The sequence below is a fragment of the Streptococcus sp. CL9.43 genome (genome assembly GCF_049737935.1).
GTDB lineage: Bacteria > Bacillota > Bacilli > Lactobacillales > Streptococcaceae > Streptococcus > Streptococcus infantis_I.
Genome location: NZ_JBKOTS010000003.1, coordinates 267,663 through 284,067 on the forward strand (window position 1 = coordinate 267,663; position 16,405 = coordinate 284,067).

The window sequence follows — 16,405 nt, forward strand, 5'->3', positions numbered from 1 at the left end:
AAATGTATCATAGCATTTTTTGAATTCGTTTACAAGCTATTTTTTATAATATTCCACTTTTCCTTCCAAAAATGTTCAGTTTCCTAACTTTTTATATAAAAATAGTCTTCAATGGTCGGATTTTTTATCACTGAGACCAATAAATGTTAAGAACATCATCAGAATTCCAATAAGACTTAACCACCAGTTTGACTGTTCTCCAGTCTCTGGTAGGAGCTGGTCTTGGACAACTGGCGCTTCAGCTGTTTGAGGTTCTTGAGCTGAAACTGCTAATGGCTTCATTTCCTCCTCCTGTTTAAGAGTTGGAATTGCTGGGATAACCTTATCGGCTGGTACCATTGGTTTCGATTCGGGTTTCAATTCTGGCTTCTCAACCAGTGGTTGAAACTCAGGGATGTGAGCCTGTGGTTTTTCAACCAGTGTTCCGATTTCAATAATCTCTGTTTGTGGTTCTTCTAAGACTTCTGAGCCAAGCAATTCTTTCTTAATCACAACTCCATTCTGCAAAGTCAAACGATACATATATTGACGTTTTCCTGGTTTACCTTTTTGTAGAAGAATTTGTGTACCTTTAGCAAACTTAGGATTTTCAACTATTTGTTTCTCAAAGTCAATTTCTTCTACTTGGATGAGTTCCTCTTGTGTAATAGTAGGAATTCGTTTTGTCCCTATCAAAATAACACGATTTACTGCTTTTCGGATAACTTTCGTATCAACCAATGTTGCAGAACGTTCTTCATCATTGAAGTAGTATTTTTCAAAAGTCTTATGGATGAGTCCATCTTGACCTTCTTGGAAGACTCTAGTTTCACCTTCTGGTAAGCTATCATCATTGCGATATTCTGTTTGATGAGTAATGACCTCATCCTCAGTTACTAGGACTGTACGCTCAACTCCAGTACCCACCACAAGAACTTGGTTGACAGGTTGAGTCGTGATCACAGTTCTTAGATACTCACGTTGAGTTTCTTTACCATTGACATAGGTTACTTGATAGTAGTCTGTTTGAGTTCCTTCTTGGCCCTCTACTTCGACCAGACGGTAGCTAACAGGCTTAGTCTTGTCCTCACGAACGATGATATTGTAAGGAATTGAACTTGTTGTGCTGATTTCCCTAGTTTCAGTAATTTGAGAACCGATATGGATGATCTGTTCTAGAGCTGGACGTAACTCCTTGACGCTAATCAAATCGGTCTTGACCAGAACACCATCTCTGTAGATTAGTTGATAGACTTTTTCAACTAGACCTGCACGACCTTCTTGAACAAGTTTATGTTCACCCTTCGGCAAACTTTCATCTATAACAGTCACAGTTCTAAAATCAGTTTCCTCGGTTCTAGTTTCTTGCTTGACTGTAATATTTGGAACATGTTTTGTTCCGACTAAAATGATGGTTGGAACTGCTTCTCTGACAACTTTAGTTTCGATTAGTCTTGAAGAACGTTCTTCATCATTGAAGTATTGCTTCTCGATTGTCTTATGGATTAGACCATCTTGACCTTCTTGGATAATCTTCGTTTCACCTTCTGGAAGAGTGTCATCATTACGGAATACCGTTGATCTTGTGATTCTCTCTTCTTGAATTTCGAAGATTGTGCGTTCGATACCAGAACCTTCAACTAGGACTTTATTGACAGGTTGAGCTGTAATGACTGTTCTGAGGTGTTCACGCTTAGTTTCCTTGCCATTGACGTAAGTTACTTGATAGTAGTCTGTTTGAATTCCCTCTTGGCCCTCTACTTCAACAAAGCTGTATCCAACTGGCTTGGTCTTATCCTTACGGATAATAACATTGTATGGAATTGGACTTGTTGCGTTGATTTCCTCAGTTTCAGTGACTTGAGTACCGATATGGATAATCTCATCTTGGACTTTCTGAACTTCCTTGCTACTGATCAAGTCTGTCTTGATTAAGACTCCATCTTTGTAAGTTAGTTGGTAAACTTTTTCTATGATTCCATTTTGCCCTACTTGAACTACCTTGGTCTCTCCTTTTGGTAGGTCAGGATCTTCGATTTTTTGAGTCTTATAGGCAATCTTCTCAGTTTGTGTATCCTGTTCTACCTTGATCGTCGGTACATGTTTTGTACCTACTAAGATGATAGTTGGAGTTGCTTCTTTAATCAGTTTGCTGTCTACCAATTTCGTAGAACGCAATTCATCATTGAAGTATTGTTTTTCGATTGTCTTGCGAAGGAGACCTTCCTCACCAACCTGAACAACTTTTGTTTCACCTTCTGGAAGAGTATCATCATTACGATACTCAGTTGTGCTGGCGACTTTATCTTCTTGAATCTCTAAGAGAGTTCGTTCCACGCCTGCACCTTCGACGATGACCCTATTGATAGCTTCTTTAACAACTGTTGTCTTAAGATGTTCGCGTTTTGTTTCTGCTCCGTTGATATAGGTAACTTTATAGAGATCTGATTGTTCTCCGTCTTGACCTTCAACTTCCACGACCTTATAACCAATTGGTTTCGTAATATCTTTGCGAACTATTACAGTGTATGGAATTGGACTTGACTCACTTGATTCTCTAACCTCTTTAACACGAGTTCCTACTTGGATGATTTTATCCTCAGGCTCTATAGTGATGTTAGATTCAACAAATGTTCGAGAAGTTTCTTCACCGTTCACCTTAGTTACAGAGTAGCGACTTGTCTTTTGCCCCTTCTTACCAGGCTGAATAATCTTAGTTGTTCCTGAAGGAAGTTGGTCTGTAAATTCCTCAACAGTATTGTAGTCAATTACTTCTGTTTCTTCTACAAGTTCCGTTGTCTCAACAATAGGTGTTGAATTACCGACACGGACGACACGATTGACAGCATCTGTAACCTTGTGTTCCGAAACGATAGTACGACTAATCTCATTACCATTCTTATAGCTTACCAAGAATGTTCGGATAATTTGTCCAGGACTACCTTCTTCCTCGACAACACTTTCACCTGCCGGAAGTGTATTGTCAGCGATATAGATTGTCTTAAACGAAACATCAATCTGCTCATCCACTGTACGTTCTGTCATTTTAGAAGTTCCGATTACAGTGATTTCATCAATCGCTTTTGGATCTTCCACTTTCGAAAGTTCCTTGCGAGCAACTTCAATATCGTCCTCATAGGTGACTTCATAGGTTATTGTTATTGCCCCTGGGGAACCCACTTGAGTAACCTTGTTGTAACCCTCAGGTTGGGTTTCGTCTTTTTCAATGACCTTGTTGAAGTCTTTTTCTTCGGCAACAACTACGGATCTGACTGAGACAACCACACCCAGACCTTTAACAATAATCTTGTCTTTCTTCTCTTTGAGGGTGTTTTCATTGACCAAGGCACGGTCAACAAGTTCATCATTGAGGTAAGTCAGTTTGTATTGCTTTTCAATTCGACCTTTCTCACCGTCTTGACGGACTTCTTCGTAACCTTTTGGTTTCGTGTAGTCATATTCGATGACAGTTTCAAAGTCTACATCTTTGATTTCAGTAGTGTATTCTACTTTTTCTACTGCACTACCAACTGTGATAATACGTTTAACTGGTTGATCAATCACTTTTTCAGACGTCAAAGTCTTACCAGCTTCCTTACCATTCAGTTTTCTGATTTGGTAAGTCTTTTCAACAGAACCGTTCTTACCAGCTTGATTTTCAAATTGGTAAGTCTTTGGTTTTGTTGGATCCGTTCTAACCTCTGTATCGTATTCGACCGTTTCTTTCTCAGAGACAGTTTCAAAGGTTTCTGTCGCTGTACCAATCAAGATAATCTCTTTTGTAGGTTCAAGAATTGTTTCTTCAGAAATGATCTGACGTCCTACTACTGTATCACCAACTTTGGTAATCTTGTATACATTAACTTTCTTACCAGCGATACCTTTTTGAACAGTCTCCTTAAATCCGATAGGAAGCTCGTCTGTCTCACGAGTTTCGATGATGTACTCTGTTATTGTCGTTGTACGAAGTGTTTCAACCGTTTTATCACCAACGATATCCACTGGAGCTAATGGTTTGCCGTCTAGAGTGTTACGTCCTAGGAAGACATTCTTACTCTTAGCATTCAAGTTCACCCATTCCCCATTGTATAGTCTAAAGAAACCATTTTTGTTTGGTGTGTCTGCGATGAATTTGTTGTCTGTTGCTGTTACTTTAACACTATCGTTGAGACGGTTGATACCAAAGAAAGCTTGCATCAAGTCTTTGATAACTGCTCCGTCTGTTTTACGAGTGACATCGTAACGTTGCCATGGCTCATTGTCTTTATACTTGAAGGTATTGCTATTGACATCAATAGAAGCTGCGTTTGTACTTTCAATAGCGACCGCATTCTTCCATCTTGATTTAATTTTCGATACAGTCAACTCATTGTTGTCAATATTGATACTTCCTCTAGTCTTAGTAAATGGTACTTTTGTAACCTTGTTGACACGTTTTCCAGTAGTACGGTCAATAACACTTGCTACATAAGTTGTATCATCATTGATGTAAATCGGTAACTGCTTGATGTCATCTACTTCAATCTTGTTTCTTGAAATAGTGATGTCACCTGAACCGCCACCTTCAACACCTCTAGATGCTTGAGCAGTATTGTTGTTGACAGAGATGATATAGTCTGTCGAATCACCAGTGATGGTGTTTCCTTCAATGTTTAGGCTATAATCATTTGAACTTTCGTTGTTTCTAAAGAGAATACCAAATGTTCCTAGTTGTCCATTTTCAAATGATTTTGTTAAACCTTCAATGGTGTTATTTGAAATGACATAACGACCTTTATCAAGAGGTTTGGTCCATTTATGGTTTTTCTCATTTGTCAGGATAGAGATGGCTGTGTAACCACGGTAACGAGCTGGATCATCATCATCGTTTTCCAACTTAGAGTTTGGATCTTGTGTTACCTTGTTGTTACGAATAATGACATCTGTCATTGGATTGGCACGGTTATAGACCTCAATACCATTCAAACGGTCTCCAAGCGAGACGTTGTTTTCGATGAGGATCTTATTCCCGTCGTGAATATCCAAGCCTTTACGGTAGTTGTAGTTTGTATAGTTTCCAGTATAGGTAATGCCATCATTATAAGACCCTGCCATTGAGGCAGCACCATATCCAGTACCACCGTCCAACACATGACCGTTGTATGACAGGATATTATTGTCTACCACAAAATTACGTTGGTAACCGAACATAACACCAGCAACACGGTTGTTATGAAGGAAAGAGTTGGTTACCTTGTTACCGTCCATGATAGGAACATCTGGATCTCCAATAGACTTGACTTCATTTGAAACCTTCTCAGAGATACTGCTGTAACGGATTGGTCTACCGCTAGCATCATACTCTTGAGCTGTCGCCTTGCTTGAACTAAAGAAGACACCGGCTCTGTTGAATTTCATAGCACGAACATCATTGATCGTAACATTTGAAGAATCGTTTACGTAGATACCGTTTGAACGCCCAAAGTAAGATTTTCCTTTACGGTAAAACTCATTATCCTTAGTGTAGTCTGATGAATCATAGGCGTGCTCAACAGTTAAGCGGCCTACAGTAAAGTTATTCTGATTTTGAATGAGGACCGCAGACTCGTAACGGTTATCCGTCAAGTTTGTTTCAGGATCGTGCTCTCCATCTTGCTTTTTGTTAAACACAATTTTTGTATTGTTACGACTTGGACCACTACCAATCAAACCTTTTACATTGGCATAGTTCTCATCGATAACCAAGGTTTTCTTCAAGAGGACATTCCCTGAAACCATTACGGCAGCTCCTCCCTCGACCTCATTGGCTGCTTTCAGAGCTTTTTGAAGAGAATCACTTGCTTCAACCTTACCTGTTGTATCTAATCCGAAATCCGTAGCTTTTACATACTTACCGTATGTTGCATCTTCATATACTTTTGTATTGCTAGCAGCAGCTCTTCTGCGACGAACTTTAGGGATTGTAGATGCCTCTTGAGTTTTCTCTTTAGAAGCATCGGATAATTTCTTATCCCCCTCAGCAACTGATGTTTCTGCTTTGCTTTTCTTCTCAGCTTCTGGTTGCTCTTTTCCCCCTTTATCTGACTTTTCTTTATCTGCTTGTTCTACATGTGGTTTCTCTTGGACAGGTTGTTCTGTTGCTGGTTTCTCTCCAGCAACTTCCTTCTCAGCAGGAGCCTTGTCTGCTTCCTTTTCTGCCACTTCCGTTGTAGTAGTAGAGTCTTCTGGCGTTAAAACTGCAGACTTACCCTCATTAGTTATCGCCTCTTTCTTGTCTGTAGCAGTAGTTGCACTCTTTTCATTTAAGTTCTTATTTAATGAAGTGTCTTTTTCATCCTGATTTTGAACAACTGTATTATTTAAAAAATCAATTGTATCAGCTTTGACATGCACTTGACTTAATTGGAAGGTAGTTAAAATCCCAATTGTCAATAGTGAATATTTTGTTGATTTTTTAATATTCATTTCCTTTTTCTCCAAATTCTCATTTAGCCATCATCTCTTTATAAGATTTGAATTATGCATAAATATTTTTATCATACCTAAATTAGGGCGCAATATATTCATTCTATTCTATACAATAATACAGTGACCACGAGGGAAAGTCAATAAATTTTAACCAAAATTTTGATTTATCCAACTAACACCTTTTATTTGCTATTTTTTCTAATATTTGTGTCTTTTTGGTACTTTTTATTCAAAAAAGCTAGGAGTTTTTCCCTAGCTTTTTTGGTTCTTTTATACTAATTTTTCAAATACTTCCGAGAAGTTTTTGCTAATAGTTTCAAGCGAAACTTCTACTTCCTCTCGAGTTTGGTTGTTCTTAACCTTGACTTGTCCACTTTCGACTTCGCTCTCTCCCAGAGTGATAAGAGCCTTAGCTCCAAAAACATCTGCTGACTTGAACTGAGCTTTAAGTTTACGATTGAGGTAATCACGCTCCGCTTTGAAGCCTTGTTGGCGAAGAGTTTGTACCAACTCCAAAGCTTTCAGGTTAGCCCCTTCACCAAGAACAGCGATATAGACGTCGAGAGCGTTTTCGATAGGTAGGGCCACTCCTTGTTTTTCAAGGACTAAAAGAAGACGCTCTACACCAAGTCCAAAGCCAAAGCCAGCAGTCTCAGGACCGCCAAAGTAGGCAACCAAGCCATCGTAACGACCACCTGCACAGACTGTTAAGTCATTGCCCTCAATCTCTGTGATGAACTCGAAAATGGTGTGGTTGTAGTAGTCCAGACCACGCACCATATTGGTATCGATGATATAGTCTACTCCTAGATTCTCCAACATCTGACGAATAGCATCAAAGTGGGCTTGGCTTTCTTCATCCAGGTAATCCAAGATAGATGGTGCATTCTCCACTGCCTCCTTGTCTTCTTTTTCCTTCGAGTCCAAGACACGAAGAGGGTTTTCCTCCAAACGACGTTGGCTATCCTTAGACAAGGTCTCCTTGAGCGGTGTCAAATAGTCAATCAAGGCCTGACGGTAAGCCGCACGGCTTTCAGGATTTCCAAGGGTGTTGAGGTGCAGTTTGACACCTTGAATACCAATTGCTTTCAAGAAGTGAGCTGCCATAGCGATCGTTTCTACATCGGTAGCTGGATTGCTAGAGCCAAAGCACTCCACACCAATCTGGTGGAATTGGCGTAAACGACCTGCTTGTGGGCGCTCATAGCGGAACATTGGCCCCATGTAGTAGAACTTGCTTGGCTTTTGCACTTCTGGTGCGAAGAGTTTGTTTTCCACATAAGAGCGGACGACTGGAGCAGTTCCTTCTGGACGGAGGGTAATATGGCGATCTCCCTTGTCGTAAAAATCGTACATTTCCTTGGTTACGATATCAGTTGTATCTCCAACGGAACGACTAATGACTTCGTAGTGCTCGAAAATAGGGGTACGTACTTCTGCGTAGTTGTAGCGTTTGAAGATTTCACGCGCAAAGCCTTCAACGTACTGCCACTTGGCAGACTCAGCAGGTAAAATATCCTGCGTTCCTTTTGGTTTTTGTAATTTCATAGAGAATCCTCTTTCTAACTTAATAGTCCTATTTTACCATAAATGAAAGGATTGGGACAGTCGGAGGAGTAAAGAAATAGCTTTGATCATACACGGTTGTTATCATTTCCACCCAAATACCTGATTTTAACTAGCATTTACAATCTGAGCCATGCATGATACAATGAATACCATCAGATATACGAAGGAGAACTTATGAAAAAGAATATTTTTACAACCCTTGTTGCTGCCCTTGTCTACTTTCTCTGTATCGGAGTGGGGGTTCTACTAGGGAACCTTGTCGACCACACTGGAAATATGTTTTACGCCCCTGCCTTTTCTGCTCTTGTGGGCGGTAGCGTCTATATGATCCTTTTAGCAAAAGTGCCTCGTTTTGGAGCGATTACTTCGATAGGACTTGTGATTTCTCTATTTTTCCTCGGGAGTAAGCATGGTGCCGGAGCCTTTCTGCCAGGTATTATCTGCGGTCTTGCAGCAGATGGCATCGCTCACCTAGGACATTACAAGGATAAGGTTAAAAACCTTCTTTCCTTTCTAGTTTTTGCTTTTAGCACTACTGGTCCCATTCTACTCATGTGGTTGACCCCTCAAGCCTATATCGCAACTCTAGTCGCTCGTGGAAAATCTCAGGACTATATCGATCGCATTATGGTTGCACCGAATCCTGCTAATATCCTCCTCTTTATCACAAGTGTTCTCATCGGTGCTTTACTTGGTGCCCTGATTGGACAAGCATTGAGCAAAAAATTAGCACATAAAACATCATAAAAAAGAGCCATCTGGCTCTTTTTTATTTATGACTTAATTTCTTGGTCAAGAAATCTCCCAAAAATTGGATAGTAAAGATAATCAAAATAATGATGAGGGTTGCAAGAATAGTCACATCGTGATTGTAACGGTTAAAACCATAAGCGATAGCTACGTTACCGATACCTCCAGCCCCAACTGCTCCCGCCATAGCTGTTTCACCGACTAGTGAAATCAAGGTTACAGTCGTCACGCGAATCAAGTCTGGAAGTCCTTCTGATAGGTAAACTCCTACGATATCCCAGAATGTCGCTCCACTTGCTTGAGCCGCCTCAATGACACCACCATCAAGCTCTGATAACACTACTTGAACCTGACGAGCAAAGAAGGCAAAAACTGCAAAAGAAAGAGGTACAATAGCCGCATTTTGCCCGATACTTGTCCCTACGATCAAATGAGAGAAGGGTGACAAGACAGCCAAGAGAATGATAAAAGGAACCGCACGGAAGATTGAGGTAATCTTATCCAAAACCCAAAAGACGAATTTATCTTCTAAGACGCCACCTGGTCCAGTTAAGACGAGGAAAAGTCCTGCAACTAGTCCTAGGAATCCTCCAATGATAAAGGAAAGAACTGTCATATAAAGTGTTAAGTAAATAGCTGTCCCCCAGCCCGCTTGGCCTAACCAACCCATCTTGTAGACGTTTGGTAAATATGTTTGGATCAAGTCTGCCATCTTACTGTCCTCCCTTCAATACTTTTAGTTGTACACCAGCCTGATGGATGGCCTCTTGAGCGCTTGCCAAGGCTTCTTTTTCTCCAGACAAAACAACCACAAGCTCACCCACAGGAGTGCCGTCAAGAATTTCAATGTTTCCATAGAGAATATTGGCTGTTACTTGATAGTGCTTGTACAATTCATTCAGAAGTGGTTCATCTGTAGAAGCGCCTGCATACTTGAGTTGTACCAAAATGCTATTTTCAGATAAGTGCTCCACGATTTCTTGCTTTTCAATCTTGACCATAGCTTCATCGATACCAGTAGCCGTTGAGATAAAGTCCTGGGTCAATGGTTGCTTAGGATCTGAGAAGATTTCAAGAACGCTGCCCTCTTCAATCAAGCGGCCATCCTGCATAACTGCCACACGATTAGCAATGTCTTTGACAATCTGCATCTCATGCGTAATCAAGACAATAGTCAAGCCTAGTTTACGGTTCAATTCTTGCAAGAGTGACAAGATTTGTTTAGTCGTCTTAGGGTCAAGAGCTGAAGTCGACTCATCCGAAATCAAGATTTTTGGATCATTGGCCAAGGCACGCGCAATGGCTACACGCTGTTTTTGCCCACCAGAGAGTTGCGAAGGATAGTTTTCAGCACGGTCTGCTAAACCAACCAAGTCTAATAATTCAGCCACTTTAGCCTTCTTATCTTTCTCACTGAGTCCAGAGTGTTTGAGGGCAAAAGCTACGTTTTCCTCTGCTGTCTTCTGACTCATAAGGTTAAAGTGTTGGAAAATCATCCCAATATCCTGACGTTTGCGACGTAATTGCCCGGCAGTTAAGGTTTCTTTACCATCAAAAATCACATCATCATCAACAGTAATTCTACCTGCAGATGGTTTTTGTAAAAGGTTAATAACACGAACCAAGGTTGATTTCCCTGCTCCAGAATATCCTACAATCCCGTAGATATCCCCTTCTTGGATGTGAATGGTCACATCCTTGACCGCTGTGATGGTTCTTTTCTTTTGGTGGAAAGTCACATCAATCTGGTCTAATTTGATAATGTCTCTACTCATAACTTCTAATCAGCTCCTCTACTAATTCAATATGGGTGTAATAATCGGCGATTCGCACATTTTCATCTCCACCGTGGTCTCGGCTATTGGCATTTCCTAGACCAAAGGCAACCATAGGTACTTCTAAGGCATCAAATACCGTATGCATAGGACCTGTACCAGCCGTTGTTGGCAAGACAGATACACCCTGTGGATAGAATTTCTTGGCTAGCTCAATAACATTGAGAATAGATGGTGCACTCATGTCACTTCGATAGCTCATCTCACCCAAGGTATAGTACAATTCTACCTTATCAAAGCCATTTTTGTCTAGTTGTTTTCGGATTTTCTCCAAAACATCATGTGGGTCTAAGCCTGGAACCAAACGGACTTCTAGCTTGGCACTAGCCTCTGCTGGCAAGATTGTTTTGACTCCTTGACCTTGATAACCAGACTGAATTCCTTCGATATTGAGCGCTGGCTCAAAAAAGAAACGTTTTAGAAAGGCGGTACGTTCCTCTTGTAAAAGTGGTAATTCCAAGCCATAAATCTGGCTGATTTCCTCTGGATTGCGTTGGGCATAAGTTTCAACCAAGGCTAACTCTCGTTCGTTTGGTTCCTGCACATCATCGTACAAACCTTCTACCAAGATACGGCCGTCGGCAGCGCGAAGACTTGTCAAAGCTTGAATGAGATACCATGGAGCTGATTCGATGACTCCACCATAGCTAGAATGGATATCGACGTCTGCACTCTTAACCTTGGCATCAAAGGTCACAATCCCCTTATTTCCGCCTGAGATTTCTAACTGTTCTAAGGCATTCTTTGTTCCTTGTTCCCAGACTAATAAATCTGCACCTCGGAGTTTGTCCGCATGTTTTTCTAAATATTTATCCAAATCCATAGAGGCCGACTCTTCAGCTCCTTCCATGATGAAGCTGATATTGACTGGAAGATCATCGTGATGTTGCATGTATTTTCTCAGAGCGCTCAAGCGAGCAGTGATATGCCCCTTGTCATCATCAACCCCGCGCCCATACATAATGCCATCACGCACAGAGAGTGTAAAAGGATCCTCGGTCCAAACTTGATCACCATCTGCTGGTACTGTGTCATAGTGGTTGTAGAAAATGATAGTCTTGGCATTTGGTCGTGAACTTTTGAAATGTGCCATGACAAAAGGCGCTGTATAGCTCCCGTCAATCTCAACTTCTGCACCAACACGTTTAAAAATCTCACCTAGATAACGAGCCACCTCTTTCAGGCCGACTTGTTGGGCAAAGACTGATTTTTTAGAAATCAAGGTACGCAAAACTTCAAAATAATGTTGCGCTACATGATCCTTTTCGAACTTTTCAATTTGTTCTTCTTGGCTAGGGAAAACCATTTTCTCTCTACCTTTCTACTAGGACTTGTACCTTTAGAATCAATACAAGTGGATTTCATTTGCTTGAGGCTCTATATAAAAGCAAGAGGTGGAAAAAATCTCTCCCACCTCCCTGTGTTTATTACCATACTGGTTGATCCAAGCCATCTGAAGTTTCTTCAATGACTTTTTTCACTTCGTCAGTGTGGTAAGCTGCGATAATTTTCTTGATTGCATCAGCTTTAGGTGATGATTCCCAATCTTTTTTCGCAACGATGATGTTATACCATTGTTTTGAGTTTTCGTCAGCTTGCTCTTTAAAGAGTGCTTTCTTGTAGTCCAATTTTGCTTCTGTAACAAAAGTGTTGTTTACAACAGCTGCATCAACTGATGTCAATGAACGAGCTGTTTGGCTAGCATCCAATTCAGTAATTTTCAAGTTCTTTGGATTTTCTTTGATGTTTACGATTGTAGCAAGTTCAGTTCCTGAAACATCCAATTTAATCAAACCAGCTGATTGAAGAAGGTAAAGGGCACGGCTTTCGTTAGTAGCATCGTTTGGAATTGCGATTTCACCCTTATCTGGGATTTCTTCCACTTTAGTGTACTTGTTTTCTTCTCCGTTTTTACCTGAGTAAAGGCGGATTGGTGAGATATAAGTATCTGCAATCGCTACAAGATCTTTACCGTTTTCTTTGTTCCAGTTGTTCAAGAAGTTGTAGTGTTGGAAAGCATTCAAGTCTACTTCACCATAAGCAGTTGCTTTATTTGGTTGTGAGTAGTCTGTAAACTCTGTGAATTCCAATTTAATTCCGTCTTTTTCAACCAATTCTTGGACTTTATCCCAACGTGCTTCTTCTGAACCACTACGGTTAACAGTCGCAATTTTAACTGTAGTTGTATTGTCCGCTTTCTTGTCTGAATTTCCGCAAGCTGCAAGTGTAAGGCCTGCTACTGTAGCAATCGCTGCTACGCTTAACCATTTTTTGATTTTCATGATTCATTCTCCTTTAAAAATAATACCGTAATAGTATCTCATACTTTATTTGATTTCGCAAATTGTTATTAGATAGGCAGACGTATAGTTTGAAACTATATGCCTAAAAGTTGCAAATCATCCATCTCTGAGAGATGGATGATTTACAAACTTATTTAATGTCAGCTTCTGCTGGGAGGTAAGAACCACCGAAGAACTGTTGAGATAGTTTTTCAAGAGTTCCGTCTTTATATAGTTCTTGGATGCGTTTGTCTACAAATGATTTCAACTCATCTTGACCTTTGGCAAGAAGTGGGTATACGTAAGGTTGTTGGTCGCTTGGGAGTTCGATGACTTTCAAATTATCCAAACCTTGGTTTTTGATAACTGTCTCTACACCGATCTTGTCAAAAATCTTATAGTCAAATTGTCCATCGCTCAAACGAGACATGATTTGTTGGAAATCTGCCTTAGTATAATTAAGGATAGTTGGATTGTCCGCATGTTCTGTGTTGTATGCTTCCAATTGTTTAGCTGAGGTTGTTCCTTGAACGACTTCAGTAGATTTTCCACCGATATCATCAAGAGACTTGATGCTAGTGTCGTCCTTCTTCACAACAAGAACGTTAGGGTTTTTAGCAGTTGGCGCTGCGTAGAGGTATTTCTCTGCACGTTCTTTGGTATAACTAAGGTTGTTAACGGCCATTTGGTAACGATCACTATCAAGTCCTGGGAAAATCCCTGACCACTCTGTCTTTTCAAACTTGACAGTATACTTGTCTGAGTCTTTAAAGATAGCACGAACAAGCTCAATCTCGTAACCTGTCAATTCACCATTTTCTTCATAGATAAATGGTTTTGGTGATCCATTAGTTGCTACAACGATTTCTTTCTTACCAGATGTTGCTTCACCAGATGCAGCATCTTTCTTCTCACCACCTGAGCAAGCTGCTAATACACCTGCGGCAACAAGCCCTAGGGCAGCAAGTGATGAATATTTAACGATTTTTTTCATGATATTTCCTCCAAAATAAGATACAGTCTTATCTTAACAGAAAAAAAGTAATTGCGCCATTATATGATTTCTATATTTGCCATAGGTTTTCTTTATGGCTGATTAAAAAACCAAGCGTAGGACTGCTATCAAGACCACTCCAAAGATAACCGACCCCACCAGATTGCGGTAGCGAAAGGCGACAAGGGCTGTCGGAAAGATTGCTAGAAAGTCTAACCACTTTATTTGTGGGAAACTTCCAACTTTTCCTGTCACTACACTTGAAAGAATCAAGGCGAAGATAATAGATACAGGTAAAAATTTCAAAAAACGCTCAACGATAGCAGGCAAGCCCTTATACTTGACCAAGACAAAGGGAATCACTCGTGGAATCCAAGTCACTAGGCCAGAAAAAATAACGGCTAACAAAAGATACTTACTGACCATCTAAGACCACCCCCATTGTACATCCAAGCAGTGTCGCAAGTAGGACCGCTAGCGATTGAGATACCACTGTCAAGAGTATAAAGAAGGAAAGGGCGACAACTCCTAAAATGATAAAGAGGTTGCGCAAGGGAATTCTTCTTTGCATAATCTGAAACTGAGATGTAAAAATTCCAATAAACATTCCGACTAGGGCAAAGTCAAGACCGAAAATCTCAGGATTTGGCAAAAGGCCACCTAAGGCAGTTCCGACAACTGTCCCCACAAACCAAGCTAGATAGCTGTTAAGGTTGTTTCCGTGCATCCACATAGGATTGACCTTGTCCCTATGAATCAGCTCTCCCATCAAGACCCCGTATGTCTCATCCGTCAAGAGGCTAGACATTCCGATATTATGCCAGAGACTAGTATGACGGAAATAGGTCGACGCATGCAAACTCAATAAAAAGAGACGCAGATTAATCAAAAAGACCGTCATAGCAATGGCTGCCACAGGCGCTTGAACTGCTATCAAGGCTATCATAGCGAACTGGGCACTTCCAGCATAGACAAAGAGACTCATCAAGCCCATCTCAACAGGTGTTACGTAGGGCGAACCGATAATCCCACAAGCAAGGCCGATACTGACATAGCCTAAAGCGGTCGGCATCGCAGCCTGTACTCCCTCCCAAAATCCTTTTTCTTTCATAAACCTCCTCATTCTTACAAATACATCATTCTATTGTCACAAAGCGTTCAAAACAAGAACCCTAGGGCGACTAGCATCGAGATTGATCGATTCGAATATGATATTGATTATTCTCAGGATTGTCATCATCCTCATATTCTGTGGGATAGACATCAATCCAGAGCTCTCTCTTTTGCCCTTTCAGTTTAACCTTGTAGCGATAACCGTCATCATAGAGCCCTACCGTATCAGTGGTCATGGACTGGTAATCTGGAAGAGCTTCAATTTCTGCTTTCATATCTTGGGTTATCTTATAAAGCACTTCCTTCTGTTGAGCCTTGGACGCCACAGGGAAATAAACCGCAGCCCCTTGTAAACGATGTGATTTTGAAAAAGTAAAGATCACGCGACCACTATAACCTTTCCATTTAAAATTTTCATAGTCGTAGAAAAGGCGCCCGGTTTTATAGAGATAGGGATCTTTTGCATGCCAAGGATTGTGATAGCCTGTTTCTGTCTCTTCTACTATTTCATTAGGTTTTCCAAACACTTTTTCAACAGATTCGAGGGGCATGTTAAGTGAAATAGAGTCAAACATGATCAATTGCATCTTTTGAAACATTTGAAAAACCATTAGAGATAGCAATAATACCACTAGGGCAAGCGTCATACTGATTGTTTTTTTAAATCTCATATTTCTACTATACTAAAAAACTCGCGCATTTGTCCAAGATAAAAGAGTTAACGCTGAGCTAACTCTTTATTCCATAGTATCAAAAGCGAGGTTTATTATGAATAACTGCGAGATTGACTTATACTCACCCCATATTTCTTATCTTCAGGTTTTTCATGATATCCAAGTTCTGTCGGAGAGACTTCAACCCTAAGTTCCCCCGTTTTCCCTTGTAACTTAACTTTATATTGATAGGTATCATGATCGATTCCTACCATTTCAACCGTCAATGATTTGTAATCTGCAAGAGCTTCAAGTTCTGTTTTCACAATTTGGGATAAATTGTCGACCAGTTCTTTCTGTTGAGCTTTGGAACTCACAGAAAAATAAACCTTCGCCTCTTCCAAAATATGAATTTGTGAAAAGGTAAAGTTCGCTCGAACGGTATAATCGTTCCAGCTAATATTTTCGTAGTAATAGAAATGCCGTCCCGTTTTATAAAAATAAGGGTCTTCTGCACGCCAAGTATCACGATAGGCCATTTCCTCTTCTTCTACTACTTCATCAGCCTTTCCAAATACTTCTTCAAAAGACTTCTCAGGCATATAAAATGAAAGGGATTTAAACATGACTAGTTGAGTTCTTTGTATTTGTCTCTCTGGAGCATTTAGGCATGCTGTTAAAGACAGCAACAATCCCACTAGAGCAAGTGCTATACTAATTGTTTTTTTAAATCTCATATGTCTACTATACTAAAAAGTTCTGGTATTTGTCCAAGATAAAAGA

Annotated in this window: 12 protein-coding genes; 1 reads left to right on the forward strand and 11 read right to left on the reverse strand. The window is 40.4% G+C overall.

The features are described 5' to 3' along the window. Positions 1–108: 108 nt before the first annotated feature. Together ACLNCS_RS06640 and hisS are read right to left on the reverse strand one after the other, a co-directional pair. Positions 109–6,423, reverse strand: coding sequence for a G5 domain-containing protein (locus ACLNCS_RS06640; protein ID WP_424847897.1), 6,315 nt, complete (start codon positions 6,421–6,423; stop codon positions 109–111). 273 nt (positions 6,424–6,696) lie between these two features. Beyond that, positions 6,697–7,974 (reverse strand): histidine--tRNA ligase, encoded by a 1,278-nt coding sequence (hisS, locus tag ACLNCS_RS06645; RefSeq protein ID WP_424847899.1) that lies wholly within the window; start codon positions 7,972–7,974, stop codon positions 6,697–6,699. Between the two features lie 195 nt (positions 7,975–8,169). Here hisS and ACLNCS_RS06650 point away from each other — a divergent pair, with 195 nt between their 5' ends. Continuing rightward, positions 8,170–8,742 carry an MptD family putative ECF transporter S component gene (locus ACLNCS_RS06650; RefSeq protein WP_424847901.1) on the forward strand — a complete coding sequence of 191 codons (573 nt, stop codon included), beginning with the start codon at positions 8,170–8,172 and terminating at the stop codon, positions 8,740–8,742. Between the two features lie 22 nt (positions 8,743–8,764). On the opposite strand, the gene ACLNCS_RS06655 is transcribed toward ACLNCS_RS06650, so the two are convergent. The 9 genes from ACLNCS_RS06655 to ACLNCS_RS06695 all read right to left on the reverse strand — a co-directional run bounded on the left by ACLNCS_RS06655 (position 8,765) and on the right by ACLNCS_RS06695 (position 16,359). Then, the gene (locus tag ACLNCS_RS06655; RefSeq protein WP_424847903.1) at positions 8,765–9,457 is read right to left on the reverse strand and encodes a methionine ABC transporter permease; all 693 of its coding nucleotides are present in this window, start codon (positions 9,455–9,457) and stop codon (positions 8,765–8,767) included. Position 9,458: 1 nt separating this feature from the next. Further along, positions 9,459–10,520 (reverse strand): methionine ABC transporter ATP-binding protein, encoded by a 1,062-nt coding sequence (locus ACLNCS_RS06660; RefSeq protein ID WP_424847905.1) that lies wholly within the window; start codon positions 10,518–10,520, stop codon positions 9,459–9,461. After that, a complete protein-coding gene (locus tag ACLNCS_RS06665; RefSeq protein ID WP_424847907.1) occupies positions 10,513–11,886 on the reverse strand; it encodes a M20 family metallopeptidase in 1,374 nt (457 codons plus the stop codon). The genes ACLNCS_RS06660 and ACLNCS_RS06665 overlap by 8 nt, the downstream gene beginning before the upstream one ends. A 121-nt stretch (positions 11,887–12,007) precedes the next feature. Next, positions 12,008–12,862 (reverse strand): MetQ/NlpA family ABC transporter substrate-binding protein, encoded by an 855-nt coding sequence (locus ACLNCS_RS06670; protein ID WP_424847909.1) that lies wholly within the window; start codon positions 12,860–12,862, stop codon positions 12,008–12,010. 151 nt (positions 12,863–13,013) lie between these two features. Further along, positions 13,014–13,856 carry an amino acid ABC transporter substrate-binding protein gene (locus tag ACLNCS_RS06675; protein ID WP_424847911.1) on the reverse strand — a complete coding sequence of 281 codons (843 nt, stop codon included), beginning with the start codon at positions 13,854–13,856 and terminating at the stop codon, positions 13,014–13,016. A gap of 102 nt (positions 13,857–13,958) precedes the next feature. Then, positions 13,959–14,282 (reverse strand): AzlD domain-containing protein, encoded by a 324-nt coding sequence (locus ACLNCS_RS06680; RefSeq protein ID WP_424847913.1) that lies wholly within the window; start codon positions 14,280–14,282, stop codon positions 13,959–13,961. Then, complete coding sequence (locus tag ACLNCS_RS06685) at positions 14,272–14,967, reverse strand: AzlC family ABC transporter permease (protein WP_424847915.1); 696 nt, start codon at positions 14,965–14,967, stop codon at positions 14,272–14,274. Before ACLNCS_RS06685 ends, ACLNCS_RS06680 begins: the two co-directional genes overlap by 11 nt. Before the next feature lie 70 nt (positions 14,968–15,037). After that, positions 15,038–15,640: a hypothetical protein gene (locus tag ACLNCS_RS06690; RefSeq protein WP_424847917.1), complete on the reverse strand. Its 603-nt coding sequence runs from the start codon at positions 15,638–15,640 to the stop codon at positions 15,038–15,040. Positions 15,641–15,735: 95 nt separating this feature from the next. Next, complete coding sequence (locus tag ACLNCS_RS06695) at positions 15,736–16,359, reverse strand: hypothetical protein (protein WP_424847919.1); 624 nt, start codon at positions 16,357–16,359, stop codon at positions 15,736–15,738. Positions 16,360–16,405: the final 46 nt, after the last annotated feature.

Excerpts from the sequence above, each read along its gene's own strand:
- ACLNCS_RS06640 (WP_424847897.1), bottom strand. The coding sequence starts at position 6,423 with ATGAATATTAAAAAATCAACAAAATATTCACTATTGACAATTGGGATT.
- hisS (WP_424847899.1), bottom strand. The coding sequence starts at position 7,974 with ATGAAATTACAAAAACCAAAAGGAACGCAGGATATTTTACCTGCTGAG.
- ACLNCS_RS06650 (WP_424847901.1), top strand. The coding sequence starts at position 8,170 with ATGAAAAAGAATATTTTTACAACCCTTGTTGCTGCCCTTGTCTACTTT.
- ACLNCS_RS06655 (WP_424847903.1), bottom strand. The coding sequence starts at position 9,457 with ATGGCAGACTTGATCCAAACATATTTACCAAACGTCTACAAGATGGGT.
- ACLNCS_RS06660 (WP_424847905.1), bottom strand. The coding sequence starts at position 10,520 with ATGAGTAGAGACATTATCAAATTAGACCAGATTGATGTGACTTTCCAC.
- ACLNCS_RS06665 (WP_424847907.1), bottom strand. The coding sequence starts at position 11,886 with ATGGTTTTCCCTAGCCAAGAAGAACAAATTGAAAAGTTCGAAAAGGAT.
- ACLNCS_RS06670 (WP_424847909.1), bottom strand. The coding sequence starts at position 12,862 with ATGAAAATCAAAAAATGGTTAAGCGTAGCAGCGATTGCTACAGTAGCA.
- ACLNCS_RS06675 (WP_424847911.1), bottom strand. The coding sequence starts at position 13,856 with ATGAAAAAAATCGTTAAATATTCATCACTTGCTGCCCTAGGGCTTGTT.
- ACLNCS_RS06680 (WP_424847913.1), bottom strand. The coding sequence starts at position 14,282 with ATGGTCAGTAAGTATCTTTTGTTAGCCGTTATTTTTTCTGGCCTAGTG.
- ACLNCS_RS06685 (WP_424847915.1), bottom strand. The coding sequence starts at position 14,967 with ATGAAAGAAAAAGGATTTTGGGAGGGAGTACAGGCTGCGATGCCGACC.
- ACLNCS_RS06690 (WP_424847917.1), bottom strand. The coding sequence starts at position 15,640 with ATGAGATTTAAAAAAACAATCAGTATGACGCTTGCCCTAGTGGTATTA.
- ACLNCS_RS06695 (WP_424847919.1), bottom strand. The coding sequence starts at position 16,359 with ATGAGATTTAAAAAAACAATTAGTATAGCACTTGCTCTAGTGGGATTG.